Source organism: Caulobacter sp. UC70_42, from assembly GCF_044056025.1.
Lineage (GTDB): Bacteria > Pseudomonadota > Alphaproteobacteria > Caulobacterales > Caulobacteraceae > Caulobacter.
In genome coordinates this window covers 4,991,389-5,009,892 of the sequence record NZ_CP171994.1, presented here as the reverse complement: position 1 = coordinate 5,009,892, position 18,504 = coordinate 4,991,389, and the positions used below count along the sequence as shown (strand labels likewise).

Sequence of the window (18,504 nt, the reverse complement as noted above, 5' to 3'; positions counted from 1 at the left end):
ACGGTCATTGGCTTATCAGCGTGGCGCTACGCCGTACAGCAAACGACGGTATCGAGGCTTTGGTGTTTGTCATCGGTGCGCTGGCGCCGGATAGATCAGGCATGGACGCAGACACGCGTGGGGAAAAGCTGCTGGGCGAGGCGTTCGATCGCGTGCGGCTGAGCCCGGAGGCCAGCGCCCCCTGGCATGGGCTTCTTCAGGCCTACGACGCCGTCGATGATCCCGCCCTTCGAGCACGCACGCAGAGAAAGGTCGCCGATCAAGCGCCCACAGACGGCGTCGCGGGTTTTCTGCGTGCGAGCTTCCTGAGCGGGCTTGAGGATGGCGACGCCTTCGCGGCAGAGGCCGGGGCGGCGCTCCAAGCCATTCGTCCCGTTGATCTGGACCGGCTGATGGCCTTCGCGGGCTATGAATGGGGGCGGGCGGTCGCGCGCGAAGGCGGCCGGGCGCGGTTCGCGCGGCGCCTCATCGCCACCCGATTGCCCGAACTCATGGTCCTGGCGGGTGAAGTCCTGACCGAAGACGCCGTGGACCTGCCGGTCAGGCCGATCGATGGCGTGAAGCGGGTGGCGCTGGTGACGCCTTTTCTCAGCTTCGCCGGCCATCCGCCGACGGTGCTGGCATTGAAGCAGGCCGGCCTGCTGCAGGCCGCCGGCTTGACCGTGAAGGCCTTCGCCTGCCAGGAGCCGTTGATTGCGGGAATGCGCGACTATCTGGGCAATCGCGGCGAAATCATCGCCGCGCCGCCGGATCTGCGGGACTTGGCCGCCCTGGCGCCGGCCGGGCTGACACTCAGCCTCGGTGACGCGGCGTTTCCCCTGCATCATCGCTGGCGCGAGACGTTGCGCGACATCGGCGAATTCGATCCGGATCTCATCCTGTTCGTCGGACTGTTTTCGCCCTTGATCGCGCCGCTGTACAAGGTTCGTCCCGTGCTGGGGCTGAGCATCCATGCCGTAACGCCGATGGCGCCGGTGGACGCCTGGCTGACCTCCGATCCGCATCTGGCGGATCGGGCCTGACGCCCTGGGGGAAAGCCCTGCCGCCAGCGTGGGGAATTCACCATCCCTTCCGGGTTTCGTTGAGGCCTCGCATCTGGTCCATCACGCGGGACCAGTTGGAGGTCGGACCAGACGACCTGGTCCTGGTCAGCGTCGGCGCCCGGCTCGACGCCGAGATCGGCGGCGAATGGGCCGCGCGCATGGTGGCCCTGATGGAAAGTCGGCCCGATATCGTCTGGGTGCTGGTCGGCGGCGGCGGCGCCTTGCCAAAGGCCCTGAGCGTTCTGCCCGAACACCGTATTCGCCGCGTCCCGCACCAGGACGACATCCGGGCTGTGCTTGCCTGCTGCGATGTCTTCGTCAATCCGGCCAGGCTGGGCGGCGGCTTCAGCGTGGCTGAGGCGATGGCCGAGGGGGTGGCGGTGTGCGCGCTGGCGGACTCGGACGGCGGCGACAAGCTGGGCGGCTATGCGGCTCGAGACCTGACCGCCTATTTCGAACAGCTTTCCGCTCTGCTGGACGATCCGGCGCGCCGGCGCGGCCTCGGGGTGTCTTTGCGCGCACGGTTCTTCGCGTCACTGGACCTGGATCGCTCGGGACCGTCGCTGGTGGCCGCTTGCCAGACGACACTCGATCGCTTCAGACAGAGAGTCGGCTGATCAGCCGGCGAGGGCGTCATTGGCCTTGAGGGTCTTGATGACCTTAGCCGGGATCCCGACCACCAACACATTCGGCGGAATATCGGACAGCGCCACGGCGCCGGCGCCGACGAAGGCGTTGTCGCCGATGATCACGCGCTCGATCACCGTCGCGCCGATGCCGATCGTGACGCCGCGCCCATAGACCGACAGGCCGCCGACATTGCTCCCGGGCTGAAGGCGCGAGAAAGCGCCGATCTGCGTGTCGTGCCCCACGGTGACGCCCCTGTTGATGAAGACGTGCGGGGCCAGGCGTGCGCCGGGTCCGATGACGCTGTTGGCGCCGACGAACACCCCGGGGCTCAGGCTTGCCAACGGCGAGACAAAGGCGGTGGGGTGGACCAGGGTCGCGAACGTCAGCCCGAAAAGACGTTCAAGCTTGCTGGCCAGCGCCGCGCGGGTGGGCGTCGTCGGGCCTAGGATATAAAGTTCGCCGTCCTGGGGCTGAAACTCGTCGAGATCCTCGACGCCCGGGTATTGGCCTAGGGGCGCGAGTGCGGCGATCCGCTCGGCGACGCTCTTGTCGCGCTCGCCGGTCTCTTCTGGCAGGTCGCGGACCACCTTGGCGATGTCGAGGCCATTGGCCAGAGCGCAGTCGAAGACGTCCGACAGAATGTTGCTGACGCCGAAGATCACCAGGCTCGGCTTCATGCGGCTCGTTCCAGATTCAGGCGCTTGCGCACCTGCGCCGGCGTGGCGATCGGTCGTCCGATGGCTGTAGCCACCGCCACGACGCGCTCGACCGTCTGGCTGTTGGTCGCCAACTGGGCGCGGTCGTCGTCCAGCCAGAGATTGTCTTCCAGTCCAACCCGAACCCCGTCGCCCATCATGACGCCCAGGCCATTAGCGCGGGTTTGGAAGCGTCCGATCCCGGCGAGGGACCAGACCGATTGCGGCGGCAGGTCCCGGACCAGGGTCCCGACATGGTTGAGATCCAGCTGCGCGCCAGACGGACTGCCCAGAAGGATGTTGAAGTAGAAGGGCGGCGCGATCAGGCCCTTGTCGATCAGGACCTTGGCGAAGTTGATCATGCCCAGGTCGAAGACCTCGAGCTCCGGCTTGACGCCGCGCTCCAGCATGATCCTGGCCAGCGCCATCACGGTGGCGGGCGGATTGATATTGGCTTCGCTGGCGAAGTTGATCGAGCCCAGGGTCAGGCTGGCCATGTCCGGTTTGGCGGGGCCTTCCAGGAAGAGGCTGGAGGCGCGTCGATCGATGTCGGGAGAGCGGCGGCCGCTGGTGGTGGTCACCACGACGATATCGGGGGCCTGCGCGCGGACCTGGGTGATGATCTCGGCGAAGATGGCGGGATCGTCACTGGCCGCGCCGTCCGCTCCGCGGGCGTGCAGGTGGGCCATGGAGGCGCCGAGCCGCGCGCAACGGCCGACATCGTCGGCGATGGCTTGCGGCGACAAGGGCAGGTGGGCCGACTGCGCCTGTGTGGAGGTCAGGCCGGTCGGCGCCAGATTGATAATTAAGGGCGTCATCAATCAGTGCCAGAGGCTTGAAATTGGGCGTTGGGAACCGCTTCAAAGGGAGCGCGGCGGGTCGAGGTTTTCGGCCCGCCGCGTCCAGCTTGAAGGCTCTGCGACTAGACCGTGAGGACGCCCGCGGCGAAGCTCGAGGTGGTCAGGCTTGGGCCACCGACCAGCTTGACCACGATGTCTATACCGGCATCGAACGTCGCGTTGGCGCTCGAGTCCTGAACGACGTAGGTATCGCCGCCGAACGTGAACCATTGCACGAGCGCCACACCGCTGCCGTCGCCGGCGGCGGCGGCGTCGAGATAGGCCGCCAGGCTGGCCTGACCGGTGACCTCAGCGCCCAGCGTCGTCGCAGTGGCGGCGCCGCCTTGAGCGGTGAGGCCCAGCTTGTCGCCGGTGCCGAAGCCGGTGATCGTCGTGAAGACCGTGTCACTGGCGACGTTGGCGGCCGTGACATTCACCACGTCATTGCCGGTACCCACATTGATCGTGTTCTGGCCGCCGTTCGCCGTGATGGTGTCGACGCCCGTGCCGCCGGTATAGGCGTTGTCGCCGAGGGCCGCGGCGAAGTTGACCGTGTTGGCGCCCGTGGTGGAGCCCTTGATCGTCGCGGAGCCGGCGAGGGCGCCTGACGTCCAGGAGAAGCCGCCCAGGGTGATGCCGCTGGCGTCGACCGTGGTCAGGGCCGTGCTGGTCGCCGTCAGAGTCAGGCCGGCGTTGCCGCTGGCGTTGATCGTCTGGACGGTGTTGCCCAGCCAGGTCACCGAGTCCTTAAACGACCCGGTGGGGGTGGTCTGGGTGTCAGCGGTGCTGACGTTGAGGATTTCGACACCGGTGGCGGTGATCCCGGTGGAGGCGAAGGAGACGCCAGCGGTCGAGCCGTCGGTCAGCTGCAGGTTGAAGGCGTCGGAACCGCCACCGAAGTTGCCGGCCCCGACCGTGTAGGCCGTGCCCGCGCCGTTCAGCACCAGGGTGTCACCCGACGAGAAGTTGTTGAGGGTCAGGCCGTTGCCACCGCTTGTGGTGACGTGATGGTAGGGACCGATGACAGCCAGATCGATCGTCTGGTTGGTCGAGCCGGTCAGGACCAGGCGCTCGAAGTTGGTGAAGGTGGTGGCGAAGACCCCCGAACCCGAGGCGGTAGCGGCCTGGGCGGCCGACATTTTCAGGACGTCTTGCGTGCCGCCGCCAGCATCAAAAGTGCCGCCGGTCACCGTCGGTACGGCGGTGATGTCCAGGCTGTCGTTGCCAAGGCCGAGGGTAAGGCCCTTGTTCGCCGCGGTTGCGGTGAGGACGACGGTGTCCACGCCCGAGCCGCCCGAGAAGGTGGCTTTGCTGGCGTCGATCGTCACGGTGTTGGCGCCGCTGGTGGCCGAGGCGTTCACCGAGGTGACGGTGGCGCCCGAGAGGTTGGCGGTGATGCCGGCGGCGCCGGTGACCGTCACCGTCTGCAGCGCGGTCGAGCCAGCCGTGCTGGTGAAGGTCAGCTTGCTGGACCCGCCGATGTTTAACGCAGTCATCCCACCGAAGGTGAGGTTGGCCAGAACCGAGTTCTCGCTCCCCGTCGTAACGTTCAGCGTGGTGTAGACGTCGGCGTCGTCCAGCGTGCCGCCGGTCGTGCCGCTGATGGTCAGGTTCAGCGTCTTGGTAAGATCGCCGCTGGCGAGGCTGCTGGAGTTGTCGATGATCAGGTTGCCGCTGGTGTGGGCGACGCTGAGGGACGACAGGGCGTTGTCTTGGATGCCGACGGTCGTGGCGCCATCGACGCTGATCGAGGTGATCGTGCTTTTGGTTGAGGCGCCGCTGCCATTCTTATCGATGATGGAGACGGTGTTGCCGTTGACGCCCGCCACTGAGCCGGAGGCGGTCGCCTTGGCGGGGTTGTGAACCGAGACCGACGTTGTCGTCGCGCCACCGTTGACCACGATCGTGCCGTAGGTTTGGGTGGTGGCGACAGCGTTGGTGGCGACCTGGGTGATGTCGACCGTCGTGCCGCCATTCACGGTAATGACGCCGGCGTTGCCTGTCACGCTCGACGTCCGGCTGACAACGATCGAACCCGTGGGCGCGACCGTGTTGCCAACCGTGACGTTACCGGTGGTCGCGCCGGTGGCCGTGATAGTGACGTTGCTCCCGCCGTCGACGGTGATGTTGCCGGAGGCCTGAGACGAGGCGGTGGTCGTGATCGCGACGCCGGCTGCGGCCGTGACGGTCGCTGCGCCGACGCTGGTCACGTTCAGAGCCGTGACGCCGGTCCAGGCGGCGGTGTTGGCCGTGACGCTATTGTCGCCTGTAACGTTGACGGTCTCGATCCCGGTCACCGTGACGACCGGCAGGGTCAGGGTCGCGCCGGCGCCACTGACGATGTTGAGGGTGTCGTTACCGGCGCCGCCGTTCAGGGTGTCGCCGGTGGTGAGCACCGCGAAGTGGCCGCCCAGGCCGTCGGCGTCATCGGCGTTGAAGGTGTCGTTGGCGGTCCCGCCGGCGAGGCTATCTGTGCCGGTTGTCAGCCGCAACGTGCGAGCCGAGTCCGCCGGGGCCGTGGGCGTCGTCGGGGTAAGCGGGACGTCTCGGTCGATCGCCTTGCCGGTGCCATGAGCGAACGTGTCGGCCGACGGCGCGTAGGTCTTGGTGATGTCGGTGCCGTAGACCGCCGTGCCCGTGGCCAGGGCGACCATGAAGTTGTCCGTGGCGGCGGCATAGAGCCCGATGTCCGCCTTGATCGCCGCGGCCATGACCAGGCCCGCCATCGCCGCTTTCACGGCCAGATCGATCTGGGTCGGCGTCGAGTTGGCGTTGATGACGCCGGCCGCGGCCACGGTCGCCTGGACGGCGGCCTTGGTGCTGATCAGGTAGGCGATGGCGGCGTCGACGTCGACGCCGGCCGTGGTGGCCATGGTCCGGCCGATAATGGTCTGATAGATCGAGGCGACATAGTCGGCGAAGCTCATCTCGCCATACTTGTTGGCGAACGCGAACGCGCCCTCTCCGACGACGCCCAAATTGGCGGCGAAATTAATGTAGCGGTTCTCGATATTGAAACCGCTGTAATAGGCGTCGTTGAGGTCGGTCGGATTGTAAGGTGAATTCACCAGGTAGCTCATGCCGACCTGAGTTGGGCTCCTGCCCGTGAAGAACTGGTAGCTCATTACGGCCAGAGCCGTGCTGTTGTCCGCGCCGTTGAGGATGTTGCTCAGGATCTGGCTGTCGCTGGCGCCGCCACCGGCCACGGCCATAAAGGTGGCGCGGACCTCTGGGGGCGGCACGACGCCCACATGAACGGCGGTATAAGCCTTAACGAGTTCCTCGGTCGTGTAGCTCATCTCGCCCTCCCAAGTTTTTCGGTTCGCCGTCGTCTCGGCGCACCTTTATGTTGCGCACTGTTACACCCGCCTGAACTTTTCAACAGCCTGATAAGTTTATTTCTCGCCCGCTGGTTGAGGCGAAATCGGGGATGGACACCGCGCAGCAAGTCCGCCCTCGCGGGTCGATCCATGCAGTATGAATGCGATTGCGTGGCCCAGCCGCTCACTATGGCGGGCTCGCGCCAGCACGGGGCTCATCGTATTGTGTCAAGACGCATCACATCGATCACTTGGCCTGGCGCGTGAGCGCGCTAAAGGCGCTCGATGGCGTCATTCTGGAGCGATCTTGAGGCGGTGGGCGTCCCGCAAGATGGCCCATGGGGCAAGCCGATGGCGGCGCCGTATGCGGTGGTCGTCTGGCCAGCGTCGTCGCGCCAAAGACGGTTCAGCGCGTTGGTGAAACGGGCCACGCAAGGGTGAACGAGACGGCGTCGCCCGTCGATCGATCCCGCTTGCCTGGCTCCAGGCCTCGATGAAGGCGCTTCAGGATAGGCCGAGTAACAGCCTTGAAAGGGGACTAACGCTGGTTGGCGAGCCGCAGGCGCATCTTGGTGAATACTGTAATCAAAAGTATTCGTGAGATATTTGGAGGCCCGGCCCGGAATCGAACCGGGGTGCACGGATTTGCAGTCCGCTGCGTAACCACTCCGCCACCGGGCCATCCGGGTCGACGACGCAAATCACGTCGGCGGGGAGGGCGTTCGATACAGGAGCGTCGGCGGGGCCGCAACTCAGAATTTCGCGCGATCGTCTCGTGGGCAAGGGGCGCCGAGCTCGATCGGTTGCTCAGCGCCTCCATCAGATGGGACTGATCATGCGCACCCCATAATTGCTACTTATCGTCATCGTTGTCAACCCGCTTAATTGCAGACTTTTGGTCCTCGGTGTCGCGGGGTGGCCCCGGCTCAGCGATGTCTCCGGTTCTCGGCTCCGCGCGAACCGAGCCTAGGCGCGCAACGCTCTTCGGCCCGCTCGTTGGTCTTGGCGGCGACCATCGCTTGCCAGCGCATCGGGTCCGCGACCTCCAGCATGCGCTCGCCGGCTGGCCAAGGGGCCATGCGGAGAACATGCGCCGCCATTTTTTCGGGCCAGGCCCACCGTTCCGGCGCGACCCGAGCCACCGCGCCAGGCAGCCAGGCGCCAAGAAGCAGGCCCGTGACAATCCCGGCGCAAGCTATCTGACCCAGGCGCCGGTTCTGATTGGTCAACAGGCGCGCGCCATCGATCCAACGCTCAAGATCGTTCGTCGCGCGGGCAAAGCGCTCCTGCGCCTGGTGCAAAGCCGCCCGGTCCTGCCGTCGAGCCGCTTCGCCCGCCGCCGCGATCCTTTGCGCCACTTCGGTAGGGCTCATCGCCAAGGCCGGGCTGACCAATATCTTCCCGAGCCGCCCGACGGCCAACGACACGCCTTTGGCAATTTCGCCGAGGGTTTCATTGTAGTCGGGCGCCGCCGCCCGCTCGGCCGCCAGACCTGCGATGGCGACATTGAGCAACGCCACCTCACGCCGAAGCGCCTCGAACGCTGCGACCGCCGGATCGGCCCGTTCTTCCGGTTCGACATCCTGATCCATCACCGTCTCCTACAAGCCAAGCCCACGGCCTCGGCCGAGGCCCAGGTATTGCGACAAGCCCTGACCCACGGTGCGCCCTATCTCGGAAGGCAGCCCAAGCTCGGCCCGTCGCCCGCGCAGCAGCGACTCCACCTGCGGATCGCGCGCCAGGCTCTTGGCCATCGCGCCCATGCTTTCCTTGACCTGCCGGGCGCCGGTCATGTCGCCTTCGAAGTGTAGTGCTGATCGCCGCCGCTCCAGGTCCTGCCAGCGTTCGACGAAGCGATCGGCGCGCAGACGCGGATCGGCGCGGACCTCGGCTTCAAGCTGCAGGACCCGGATCGCCCTTTGCGTACGGCCCGAAGCGGTCTCGCCGGCCAAGGCCGGGTCGCGGACATAGGCCCGCTCCAGATCCTTGGCCGCGTGCGGGCCGATCTTTGCCATCGCCTTGCGCGCCTGCTCCAGCGCCTGCCGCTGATGCGCGAGCACCGGCAAGCCGCGGTCGTGCATGCCCATGACGTCGCCCGCGGCGCGCGCATGGCGTTCGATCGCCCGGTTCTGGTCGAACTGACCGACCTCCCGGGCTGGCCCCGCCGGCTGACGCGCCGGACTGCTCGGCCTGAACCCGGCGAACATCCCGCGCTTGCGCTCCGGCGGCTCCTTGGGCCGCATCGACGTCGGCACATGAATGTCGCGCCGCTCGGCGAAATCGCTGGCCATGTCCTTGGCCCGCTCGCGCGATAGCACGCGGGTCAGCTTGCCAAGATCCTCAAACTCGTCGTGGCCGTAATGGATCTGGACGCTATCGCGATGGCGCGACAGGGCCACATAGGCGCCGTGCCGATCCATCCCCGGCGTGGCCAGCACGTGGGTGCGATCGACCGTGACGCCCTGGCTCTTGTGGATGGTGGCAGCATAGCCGTGATCGACCTGGGCGTAGTCCTTCAGGTCAAAGACGACAGATCGGCCCGCATCGAGCCGCACGGTCATTTGCGTGGGCGAGACCTGCTCGATCTCGCCGAGCATGCCGTTCTTCACGCCCAGCCCGCGATCGTTCTTCAAGAACATCAGTCGATCGCCGGTCGCGAACGACCGCTCGCCGCGCTCAGCCTTCACCGTCACGTCCTCGCCCAAGGCGCCGGCCTGACGCAACCGCTGGCGGGCGATCAGGTTGAGATCGCGCACCTCGTCATTGGTGTGGGTGAGGATGATCTGGCTCTTGCCGGGCTCGGCCACCCGCTCGCGGTCCCAACGCTCGACCAGATCCTCTCGCGCCTGGTCGCGGGTCTGCGCCGCATGGACCATGCCGCGCGCCTCGTAAGCTGCCAGGGCGTCGCCAGTCCGGCCCGTCGCCAGAAGCCGGGTGGCGTCGCGCTGCCAGTCATCATGCTGGCGGCGAACCTGGGTGATCTCGACATGGGAGTGACGCTCGGCGATCGACCGGAAGGCCGCGCCGGCCTCGATGGCCTGGAGCTGCTCGGGATCACCGACCAGCACCACCTTGGCCCCGGCCTTCTCGGCCGCCGACAACAGCCGCTCCATCTGCCGCGAGCCGATCATGCCGGCTTCGTCGATGACCAGCACGTCGCGCGCGTCGAGCAACTCGCGGTCTTTCGCCCACTGGTGCTCCAGGCTGGCGATGGTGCGCGAAGCGATGCCCGATCCACCCTCCAGGTTCTCGGCGGCGATGCCCGACAGCGACAGGCCCTGGACGCGATAGCCGGCGTCCTCCAAGGCCTCGCGCGCCACGCCCAGGAGCGCCGACTTGCCGGTGCCGGCGTAGCCGACGACGACGCCAAGATCCCGGCCCTCGGTGACGTGCTCGAACGCTGCCTTCTGTTCCCCGGAGAGGACGAGACCGCGCTGCTCGGCGCGCGCCAAGGCGCGACGCTGCTCCAGCTTACTGACGCCGTGCGCTCGGCGATCCGCCATCACTTCACCGGCGCGATGCAGCCGATCCTCGATGGCGATCATCTCGCGGCTGGTAAAGCGGTCCTGGCCGCGCCCGTCCTGGCCCAGCGCTACGATCTCGGGCGAGGTCTGCACCGCAATCATGGCGCGGTCGAACTGCTCCTTGCCGTCCGAATGTCGGTGGATGAACATCGCAAGATCGCGGCGGGTGAAGGTCGCCTGTTGCTTGGTGATGGCGTCCAGAGCAATGCGCGGATCGGCGATGATCCGCTCGCCATTGCCCCGCGCGATCTTGTGGTGCTCGTCGAGCCGATCGGCCTCCAGGCCCTCGTCAGCTCGACGTCCGGCGGCCGGTCCGATCTTGTGCTGCGGCTCAAGGTCGATGCCCTGGTGTTCCAGGCTTCGGCAGTCGATCCGCGCATCAATGTCGAGCTGGGCTAGCCGCTCGTTGACGTGGTCGGCCCACGCCTCCCGCCAGTGCTCGACCAGCTCGGTGCGGTTCCAATCGCGGACCTTGGCGCCGAAGCCGTCTTCGCCGACCTCGCGCCCAACCTCACGCATAGTCAGCATGACGTGGGCGTGGGGCTTGGCCAGGCCGTCCGGTCCGATGTCCCAATGCACATTGAGGTCGGCGACCATGCCGCGATCGACCATCTCGCGCTGCACGAAGTCGCGGGCCAGTTCAATCCCCTGGGCTTGGTCCATCTCGCGCGGAATGGCGAACTCGACCTCGCGGGAGAGCTGGGCGTCTTTGCGCTTCTCGCCGGCTTCGACCGCATTCCAAAGCGTCGCGCGGTCCGACAGATGCTCGGGCGCGCCGTCCGGCAATATGACTTCCGAATGGACGACGCCGCTCTTGTTGGTGAAGTCGTGGTCGCGATCCAGCCGCTCATCGTGCAGCCTCGAGGCCGAGCGATAGGCGGCCGAGGCCACGGCGCTGGCCCCGGTGGCGCGGCTGATGACTTTGACGCTGAAGTGGTAGATCGCCATGGCGACAGACCACTTACTGCCTTAAGCGCACGTCGGCACGACGTATAAGCGCGCCCTCCAAGATTAAAATCTCGGGAGGGACCGACCCGTCCCAGTGTGTTCCGGCGACATTACAGCATTCCGAGACCCGCTGTTTTATCCTGTGCGCATCCCGCCATCATGGAGACTGCGATGCGCAAACCTCGGGACTTTGATGCAGAACTGAAGACGCTGGAAGGCAAGGCCAGGACGCTGAAGGAGCGGAAGATCAAACAGCTCGGCGAATTGGTCATCGCTACCGGGGCCGACGCGCTGGATGTCGAGACCTTGGCGGGCGGGCTGCTTGGCCTGGTCGAGACGAAGGACGCGGCCCGCAAGGCGGAGTGGCGCAAACGCGGCGCGGGGTTCTTTCGCAGCGGCAGGGGTGAACCTCCGCGCGCTATTGGCGGCGACCAATGACGCGGCCCGGCGAACCACAGCGGCGCGACACAGGCTTGAGGCACAGCGGGCCAGGACGGATGCGCGGGCCTGGGTGGTGAAGCGGCGCGAGCGCACCCGCCACCTGATCGAGCTGGGCGGCCTGGTTCAGAAGGCCGGCCTCGTCGAGCTGACCCGCGACGATCGCGCCGCGCTCTACGGTGCATTCCTGACCCTGGCGATGATGCTACGGGGCGAAGATCGCGACCATACCCTGGCCCTCTGGCGGCGCGGCGGGAAGCGCGCGTTCGAGGCGGAGGCTCGCTCGGCCTTTGAAGACCGTTGAGCCTTGCCTCAGCCCTTTTCGCGGGTTTCGTCTTCGGCCATGGCGCGCACGAGATCGAGGACCTGGCGACGGACCCGGCCCCGGCCGATCTTCGGGAACATCTCGGCCAGTTCCAGGCCTTCGGGCGTGTTCAGGAACTCGGTGACGACGCGCTCGGCGGCGGCGCCGACCTCATCGACTTCGCTGGTCATGGGGTCGGGGAGTCCATCGAAGAAGTATGACACCGGGACCTGAAGCGTTTTGGCGATCTCATAGAGCTTGCTGGCGCTGACGCGATTGGCGCCGCGCTCGTACTTCTGAACCTGCTGGAAGGTGAGCCCCAGCGCACCCGCCAGCGCCTCCTGGCTGATACCCAGCATCTTGCGGCGCATCCGTACACGACCACCGACGTGGAGATCGACGACATTGGGCGTGCGGGTTTCAGGCGTATCGGTCACGAAAGTCTCCATCGCAGCGGTTGGCCGGCGAGGCGCCAACCGGAAAGGTTCTTGGCGGCGCAAGAAGATCCTGCGCGGTGGCTGTTCAAGGTCGTTCTCCAGTTACGCTAGCGCCCCTGGATTCGACGCCTTCGGATCAATCCGCCATGTTGAGGGATGCCCAAGTACGATCCCCTGTCGGGTCATCTGCGTCGCCAGCGTCAAGACGAACTCGAACTGACCTTCGCCGAGATCGAGCGCATCCTCGGCGCCATGCTCCCCAAGAGCGCGGCCCGCCAACAGTGGTGGGCCAACACCACCGATCCACACACCAGCCAAGTGCAGCGTAAGGCCTGGGGCGACGCTGGCTATGACGCCTTTCTTGTCACCGGTAAGGATCGCGTGCGCTTCAAGCGCGTGCGCTGAGCCGAACGCCCGGTCGGGCCTGTCCGCCGTGCCCCCGGACGGGAAGCCGCCGCCGACCTGCGCTCGGAGACAAGACGCCCTGGATCGCTTGGTGGAACAAGGGCCGGACGGGCTGGCGCGCGTCAAGGGGACGCCCTTCGGGCGTCTCGCGGAGCGACGGCGAAGCCGCCCTTGACCCGCACCATCCCGCCCGGCAGAGGCTCTCCAAGCGCTCCAGGGCGAGCACCGACCGTTGCGGTCCTGGCGCCCGCAGCTTGGGGTGGGCAAGACGGCCGCCGGGAGGGGCGCGGCTAGCGTTGGCAAACGGGCGCCCGGCAGTTTGGGCAGCGCGCGGTGCGCAGCTCGTCCATCGTCGCCTTGAAGAGGTCGTATCCGTCGCCCTGCTGATGGACCATGACTTGTAGCGCCACTTCCAGCTTGGCGGCGACGCCATGCATGTCGATGGCGCGCACAGCAGGAAGAGCCTCCAGCCACGCCTCGCGTTGCTCGAACAGCGGCTTTAGCTGCGCATCGATCGCGGCCATCTCTTCGGAGGGCAACATCTCTCCGCGCTCCTCTGGCGTCATGCGCTCCCATCGCTTCTGACGCACGAGGATTGCCTCCAGGTCCGACCAGCGCAGGCCAAGGCGATCGATCTCCGCGTCGAGCGCCATCCACTCAGCGCAGCGGGCGACGGCTGGGTCCGCGAGTGCGCCACCTCCGGCGCCGGCAGCGACCGGCGCGGCGCTGGCGGCGCCGATCACGACGCGCCGCGATACGGCGAAGGGGTCCTTGTCATCGGACATCGGGATGCTCCGCTTTGGACAGTTTGGATGGAGGACGGACACGCTCGATCAAGTCGACCGTGCGCGAGATCTCGAAGAGCGCGTCGGCCAAGTGCGTTTGGACGTCCGCGATGGAGAGATCGAGGTGGCGCGCGATCAGCGCGTAGTCGAGCGCCTTGATGTGGTTGAGCAGGAAGACGTCGCGCGTCTCGCGGCGAAGGCGTAGGACCGAATAGCTCATGACCTGCTGGCTTTCGTGCGGATCGAAGGTTCGGCCGCGCCACAGCCGGGGATGTCGGCAGCGCCACCACTGGCTGACGACAAACGGCCAAGGCAGGCGAAGGCGGGTCATCACGCTGCGCCTTCTCGACAATCATCCGCCTCGGCGGCCTCAACGACGGCGTCGATGAGCGCGCCGACAGTTTCGCAAGCCTCCACCCAACAGACCGATCTGATGGCGTGCGGCGACATCTCCGAGATGGCGTGGACGCTATAGTAAGGGCTGAGGCGCATGGCCAATTCGGGAAGCTTGGCGGGAGCGCCGATAAAGCCGGCGCGGCGCGCGAACCGCAGCGCTTTGACGAGATCGTGCCGGAGGTAGACGCGGTTCCAGTTGTCGCTGATCCCTCGGTCGAGCAGGTACGCTTTCAGCGCAAGTTCGATGGCGATGGCCAGGAAGTAGCGGCCGCCGTCGGGGTGGCGCGTCAGGATCGCCTCGGCCCCTTCGTGGAAGCCGGCCGCGTTACGGCGGAACGTACCCGCCAAGGGGCGGTCCGCGTCGTCGCGTCGTCGGGCAACACGGCGTGTCACTTGCCACCAGAGGATAAGGCCGCGAGGTCGCGGGCCGCGCGGGTGATCAGGCCGTGGGCTTGCGGATGGTCTTCCACGAAGATTAGGCGCGCCGCCACCGCCAGGTTGGCGACGACCGCCTCGATGCTCTTGGCTGGTTTCGGACGCATGGCCTTGAGGAGCGCGTGTCCCTCGACCTCCAGCAAATCGAGCCGCGCGTCGATCTCGGCGAGCCTAGCGCCCTCGGGGATTTCGGCCTGCTGGGCGGGCGTGAGTTTGTACCAGCTGTGGTGGGTGATCAGCCGGCCTTCCAGCGTGCCCCATTCAAGTTGAAGGCGGCGTTGTTCGGCGTCGATAGCGAGCCAGCGCCTACAGACCTGAATGGATCGATCTGGGAAACCGGGAACTTGGACTGGGCTAGGCGCCAACGGCGCTGCCGTTACTCCGGCGAGCATGCGTCGGCGAGAGACCTGGATATGCCCTCCACCGCCAGCCTGATCAGTTCGCGAACACCGAACGTGCATGGTTGCCTCCATAACCGATATCGCTTATATATAAGCGATATCGGTTATGTCAATTTTCCGACGATGACTGCTGTGATTGGGTTGGAAGGCCATGCGTCACCCGATAGGCATGAGCCTATGGGACGCCCCGCGCTTGGATTGAAGCAGACGACGGTCAGGTTGCCGGTGGAAACCGTGCGCCGTATCGAGGCGCTGCTAGGTCCTCACCAGCTTGCCGCCTTCATTCGCGAAGCCGTCGAGAACGAATTGCGGCGGCGCGAGGAGCGCAGCTAGTCCGGAACCCAGAACGAAATTGGCAGCGCCAAAGCGCAGCCAGCGTCATGCAGGTACGTTCTCACCTTCGCTAGAGGCGCCTAGGGCCTGTCTTTGTTTCCCAGAGTACGATCTGGCCCCGCGGGGCCTTGCCGCCAGCGGCGCGCGATCCAATTGTGGTCCATCGAATGCCTTCAGATCTCGTTCTGCGGAGCTAAAACGATGGCAGACCTCGACCGCATCGTCCGCCTCAAGACCGTGCTCGCGCGCACGGGCCTCAGTCGCTCAACGCTCTATCGGAAGATGGGCGAGGGCACCTTTCCTCGTCAGGTGCCGATCAGCGTCCACGGCGCCGGTTGGCGGGAGTTGGCGATCAACCTCTGGATCGCCGATCCGGCCGGATACCGGCCGGAGAAACTCTGATGAGCGCTTCTGATCATCCTCCTCCGCCACGAATGGCCTACCGCGTGCGCGAAGCCGCCGAGGTGTTGGCGATTAGCCGGAGCCGGTTCTACGAGCTCGTCGCGGCGGGCAAAATCCGGATTTTAAAGGAGGGCTCCAGAACCCTGGTGCGCCAAGCTGAGCTTGAGCGTTATTTGGATGATCTCGATGGTTCGTCACACGACAAGGGTCAAACGCTCAGTCGCCGGTGATATGTTCCGCCTGATCCTCGGACGGCTAGGCTTTGCGCTTAGCGCACCGGACGGGTCGTCTGGAAAAGGCTGAGCACCATGGCCGGCAGTCGGTTGGCGATCGACAACGCCTGTCCTAGCAAGCCCTGTTTGGCCTTGGCGGCTTCGAGACGCGCGGCCTCCTTGCCAAGGTCGGCGTCAATGAGACTGCCCAAGTTGATACGAGTCTGGTCGTAGATCTTGTCTTCCATCGCCTTGGCCGACGCGAACGCTTCGCTGCGGCCGGCGTAGTAGCGGGCCTGGACCAGCACGCGCGCCTTGGCAGCCTTGAGGGCCCTGAGCGCTTTGGCGGCCTGGTCGACTGTTGCGACCGAGGTCTTCTCCAACTGTAGGCCGGTAAGGCCCACGGTTCGCGTGTCCTTCTCGCGGATGGGCGTGCTGTCGCCGGTGATGCTGTCGAGGGTCTCGATCTTGGTCGCGATTTCCAGGCGCCGCGGGTCCTTTGCGAGCGGCGCGACCGTATTGCTAAATTGTCCGATCGTGATCGACTTGGTCTGCGAGGTACTCGGCGTGACGCCGTCCCAACCGCGCAGTTGGACTTCGTGGTTTTCCACGCTCGCCGCGCCGGCGGGGTCATGGGTGATCGCCGTGCGCGCCACGATCTCGGCTTGGCTGGCGCCGGACGCGACGTCGGGAATGCGAAAGTTGAAGGCTGACTGCGGAGCGGGAGCGTCCGACGAAAGGCCCGACAGACTTTTGCTGCCCAGCACCTGCTCGTGCCAGCCGCCAGCATCGTTCCATCGCAGCACGATGTCGGTATCGGCGTCATAGGTTTCGCCCGGAACGGTGCTTTGCGGCTGCAGCGTCCCGTAGACCCGGGCGCCGAGCTGGGCCGCTTCCAGGAACGACGAGGACGGATAGGTCGTGCCCGAGCCATTGACGGCCACTGTCGAGCCGGGCAGGACACTGGGGCCTCCAGCGCCGATCGTCGCGCCGCCGTCGTGTCGGGTGGTGACCTCTGCGCGAAGGCGGCCCACCGAGAAATCCTCGTTGGGCGCTGGATTGGGCAAGGTGATGCTGTAGGCCAGGTCCAGTGGCGGCGAAGCGGCGCCATAGGCGACAGAACTGGCGGCGACCGACGCCTTGTTGACCCAGGTCCCCAGCGAGGCGTCGAAGACGTCGTAGTAAATGGTCGCGTCGGCGCCCATCGCATCGATGCCAAGATCAAGGTCATCGAGCCGAAGTTTGCCGGAGATCACCGAGCCGGGTTCGGTGCCCCCGCTCACGGAAACCGAGGGGGTGGCGTCGTCGACGACCCTGATGACGCCAGCGCCGAGGTCATGAGCGACCTGAGCTTGAGGCGCGGCCGTCCAGTCGCGCTCGTTCCACTGAGTCAGAAGGTGAGGGACGCCCTCGGCCAGGAAGTCGCTGCGGGGGCCGCCATTGGCGACGAGGTCCTCCACCGGTTCTCCATCGGGAGAGGGATAGCGTCCAGAGTATTCCGCATAGATTTGGACGCTGGTGGCGGTGGTCGGGATGGAAGGCATCGTGGCCGTGGCGGCCGCGTCATAGATCGGCAGGCCTGGGCCCACGGTCGTAGAGGCCGGGATGGTGTGGCTGGCTAGAACCTGGTCGACGGGACCGCCGGCATCGAAGTACCGCAGCTTATAGGTGACCGTACCCTCGATCTTCTCGGACTGAAGACCAGAACCCGAAAAACCAAAATGGAGATCGATAGGGTCGCCCGCGACGGGCTCCTGATTTGTACGAAGCGGCGAACCCCATGAGATCGATTGCGCGTTCGTGGCATCCTCATAGACGGCGGGGCCATAGTCGAGGAAGTTGGACCCGTTGCTATTGAGCAGATTGATGCCGTCAAAAGTGGCTGAGCCGACGGTTCGATCAATCTGGCGCTTCAGCGCCTGGAACTGCTGATCGAGCGTAGCGCGCTGACGGTCCGACAGCGAGTTGTCCGCGGCCGCCAAGGCCAATTCGTTGAGCCGGTCGACGAGATCCGAGACTGCTTCTGTCGCCGCCAAAGTGACGTCGTTCAGGCCAATGGCATGATCGCGCGCACGACTGAGGGTTTCATACGAAGCCAGATCGCTCTTGGCGTGAACGGCCATCCCCCAAATGGCGCCGTCGTCCTTGGCCGAGGCGATATCAAGTCCTGTCGCCAATCGCTTCTGCACACTGTCCAACTCGCGCGCATTAGCGTTCAAAAGCTGAAGCGCCGCCTGCTGGTTGGTGTTGGTGTTAATCGAGACCATCTGCCGCCCGCACAACGTCCGCGAGAGCGCGCCCGTCGAATCAGCAAGGATCAGACCATCCAGGGTGGAGCTGGTCCACTCCGCGATGCCTGCAAATTGAGTGAAATTGCAGATGAGGGCGTCGGCTCTATCCCCGTGTTTGAGATATAACGCGTTGTTCCCGACACACTAGATTGTCAGTCTATGCCAGCCAGATGGCTTCGATGCCCAAGCAGATAGACGCCGCAAAGTCCCCTTGCCCCGAGGTCTTTACCTTTTAGTTCCCGCGATCTTGCGCGCTAAAGTGCATCGTCCTTTCCACCGTCGAGGCCTTGTTATCCATATCGTCATTCGGCCGCGCCTCGCGCCTTGGCTCGGGCGAGGGGGGCGTTCAGCGGTCCGATGGCGGGTGGGCCACGAAACTGATGCCGGCGATTTATCCACGCGGTGGCGGCCATTGCCGCGACGTATGGAGCAGCGCCAAGATCCACACGGTATCGCCCTCGACTTCATAGACGAGGCGATAGGAGTCATGGGGGAAGACTTCTCGCGTCCCCGCGACGAGGCCAGCCCGGCCCCTCATTGCGAATTCAGCAAGGGATGAGGCCGCCTCGGAAAACAGCTGATCCATGCGCAGGGCCGCCCGCGGGTTCTGAGCGGCGATATAGTCCATGATGTTCGAGGCGATCTAATCGGGCGGAAGCCGTCCAG

Annotated in this window: 20 protein-coding genes and 1 tRNA gene; 8 read left to right on the top strand and 13 right to left on the bottom strand. The window is 65.8% G+C overall.

The window, feature by feature from the left end; genetic code table 11:
• The first annotated feature begins 20 nt into the window (after positions 1-20).
• A complete protein-coding gene (locus tag ACHMW8_RS25180; RefSeq protein ID WP_395444146.1) occupies positions 21-1,022 on the top strand; it encodes a hypothetical protein in 1,002 nt (333 codons plus the stop codon).
• Positions 1,023-1,117: 95 nt separating this feature from the next.
• The gene (locus ACHMW8_RS25175) at positions 1,118-1,660 is read left to right on the top strand and encodes a glycosyltransferase (protein WP_395444145.1); all 543 of its coding nucleotides are present in this window, start codon (positions 1,118-1,120) and stop codon (positions 1,658-1,660) included.
• On the opposite strand, the gene ACHMW8_RS25170 is transcribed toward ACHMW8_RS25175, so the two are convergent.
• The 6 genes from ACHMW8_RS25170 to traA all read right to left on the bottom strand — a co-directional run bounded on the left by ACHMW8_RS25170 (position 1,661) and on the right by traA (position 10,999).
• Positions 1,661-2,350, bottom strand: a complete 690-nt coding sequence (locus ACHMW8_RS25170) for an acetyltransferase (protein ID WP_395444144.1) — start codon at positions 2,348-2,350, stop codon at positions 1,661-1,663.
• On the bottom strand, positions 2,347-3,186 hold the full coding sequence (locus ACHMW8_RS25165) for a 3-keto-5-aminohexanoate cleavage protein (RefSeq protein ID WP_395444143.1): 840 nt from the start codon (positions 3,184-3,186) through the stop codon (positions 2,347-2,349). Before ACHMW8_RS25165 ends, ACHMW8_RS25170 begins: the two co-directional genes overlap by 4 nt.
• 104 nt (positions 3,187-3,290) lie before the next feature.
• Positions 3,291-6,506 (bottom strand): hypothetical protein, encoded by a 3,216-nt coding sequence (locus tag ACHMW8_RS25160; RefSeq protein WP_395444142.1) that lies wholly within the window; start codon positions 6,504-6,506, stop codon positions 3,291-3,293.
• A gap of 628 nt (positions 6,507-7,134) precedes the next feature.
• Positions 7,135-7,208, bottom strand: a tRNA-Cys gene (locus tag ACHMW8_RS25155).
• Between the two features lie 245 nt (positions 7,209-7,453).
• Entirely contained in the window at positions 7,454-8,119 is a 666-nt protein-coding gene (locus ACHMW8_RS25150; RefSeq protein ID WP_395444141.1) for a DUF6118 family protein, read from the bottom strand.
• A gap of 9 nt (positions 8,120-8,128) precedes the next feature.
• Positions 8,129-10,999: a Ti-type conjugative transfer relaxase TraA gene (gene traA / locus ACHMW8_RS25145; protein ID WP_395444140.1), complete on the bottom strand. Its 2,871-nt coding sequence runs from the start codon at positions 10,997-10,999 to the stop codon at positions 8,129-8,131.
• A 171-nt stretch (positions 11,000-11,170) separates the two neighbouring features.
• On the opposite strand from traA, the gene ACHMW8_RS25140 reads away from it, so the two are divergent.
• Together ACHMW8_RS25140 and ACHMW8_RS25135 are read left to right on the top strand one after the other, a co-directional pair.
• A complete protein-coding gene (locus ACHMW8_RS25140; protein ID WP_395444139.1) occupies positions 11,171-11,437 on the top strand; it encodes a conjugal transfer protein TraD in 267 nt (88 codons plus the stop codon).
• 73 nt (positions 11,438-11,510) lie between these two features.
• Positions 11,511-11,741 carry a conjugal transfer protein TraD gene (locus tag ACHMW8_RS25135; protein WP_395444138.1) on the top strand — a complete coding sequence of 77 codons (231 nt, stop codon included), beginning with the start codon at positions 11,511-11,513 and terminating at the stop codon, positions 11,739-11,741.
• 8 nt (positions 11,742-11,749) lie between these two features.
• On the opposite strand, the gene ACHMW8_RS25130 is transcribed toward ACHMW8_RS25135, so the two are convergent.
• Positions 11,750-12,190 (bottom strand): helix-turn-helix domain-containing protein, encoded by a 441-nt coding sequence (locus ACHMW8_RS25130; protein ID WP_395444137.1) that lies wholly within the window; start codon positions 12,188-12,190, stop codon positions 11,750-11,752.
• A gap of 144 nt (positions 12,191-12,334) precedes the next feature.
• Between ACHMW8_RS25130 and ACHMW8_RS25125 the strand changes: the two genes are divergently transcribed.
• The gene (locus ACHMW8_RS25125; RefSeq protein ID WP_125159276.1) at positions 12,335-12,583 is read left to right on the top strand and encodes a hypothetical protein; all 249 of its coding nucleotides are present in this window, start codon (positions 12,335-12,337) and stop codon (positions 12,581-12,583) included.
• Positions 12,584-12,873: 290 nt separating this feature from the next.
• Here ACHMW8_RS25125 and ACHMW8_RS25120 read toward each other — a convergent pair whose 3' ends face one another.
• The 4 genes from ACHMW8_RS25120 to ACHMW8_RS25105 are packed head-to-tail and all read right to left on the bottom strand — an operon-like array spanning position 12,874 to position 14,306.
• On the bottom strand, positions 12,874-13,368 hold the full coding sequence (locus ACHMW8_RS25120) for a hypothetical protein (protein ID WP_395444136.1): 495 nt from the start codon (positions 13,366-13,368) through the stop codon (positions 12,874-12,876).
• On the bottom strand, positions 13,358-13,699 hold the full coding sequence (locus tag ACHMW8_RS25115; protein WP_395444135.1) for a sigma factor-like helix-turn-helix DNA-binding protein: 342 nt from the start codon (positions 13,697-13,699) through the stop codon (positions 13,358-13,360). The genes ACHMW8_RS25120 and ACHMW8_RS25115 overlap by 11 nt, the downstream gene beginning before the upstream one ends.
• On the bottom strand, positions 13,699-14,112 hold the full coding sequence (locus tag ACHMW8_RS25110; RefSeq protein ID WP_395444134.1) for a hypothetical protein: 414 nt from the start codon (positions 14,110-14,112) through the stop codon (positions 13,699-13,701). The genes ACHMW8_RS25115 and ACHMW8_RS25110 overlap by 1 nt, the downstream gene beginning before the upstream one ends.
• Before the next feature lie 41 nt (positions 14,113-14,153).
• Positions 14,154-14,306, bottom strand: coding sequence for a hypothetical protein (locus ACHMW8_RS25105; RefSeq protein ID WP_395444133.1), 153 nt, complete (start codon positions 14,304-14,306; stop codon positions 14,154-14,156).
• A 15-nt stretch (positions 14,307-14,321) separates the two neighbouring features.
• Here ACHMW8_RS25105 and ACHMW8_RS25100 point away from each other — a divergent pair, with 15 nt between their 5' ends.
• The 3 genes from ACHMW8_RS25100 (at position 14,322) to ACHMW8_RS25090 (ending at position 15,565) form a co-directional block, all read left to right on the top strand.
• On the top strand, positions 14,322-14,933 hold the full coding sequence (locus tag ACHMW8_RS25100) for a hypothetical protein (protein WP_395444132.1): 612 nt from the start codon (positions 14,322-14,324) through the stop codon (positions 14,931-14,933).
• 201 nt (positions 14,934-15,134) lie between these two features.
• Positions 15,135-15,335, top strand: a complete 201-nt coding sequence (locus ACHMW8_RS25095) for an AlpA family phage regulatory protein (protein WP_395444131.1) — start codon at positions 15,135-15,137, stop codon at positions 15,333-15,335.
• Positions 15,335-15,565: a helix-turn-helix domain-containing protein gene (locus ACHMW8_RS25090; RefSeq protein WP_395444130.1), complete on the top strand. Its 231-nt coding sequence runs from the start codon at positions 15,335-15,337 to the stop codon at positions 15,563-15,565. Before ACHMW8_RS25095 ends, ACHMW8_RS25090 begins: the two co-directional genes overlap by 1 nt.
• 38 nt (positions 15,566-15,603) lie before the next feature.
• Here ACHMW8_RS25090 and ACHMW8_RS25085 read toward each other — a convergent pair whose 3' ends face one another.
• Entirely contained in the window at positions 15,604-17,814 is a 2,211-nt protein-coding gene (locus ACHMW8_RS25085) for a hypothetical protein (RefSeq protein ID WP_395444129.1), read from the bottom strand.
• A 415-nt stretch (positions 17,815-18,229) separates the two neighbouring features.
• Positions 18,230-18,466 (bottom strand): type II toxin-antitoxin system RelE/ParE family toxin, encoded by a 237-nt coding sequence (locus ACHMW8_RS25080; RefSeq protein WP_395444128.1) that lies wholly within the window; start codon positions 18,464-18,466, stop codon positions 18,230-18,232.
• Between the last annotated feature and the right edge of the window lie 38 nt (positions 18,467-18,504).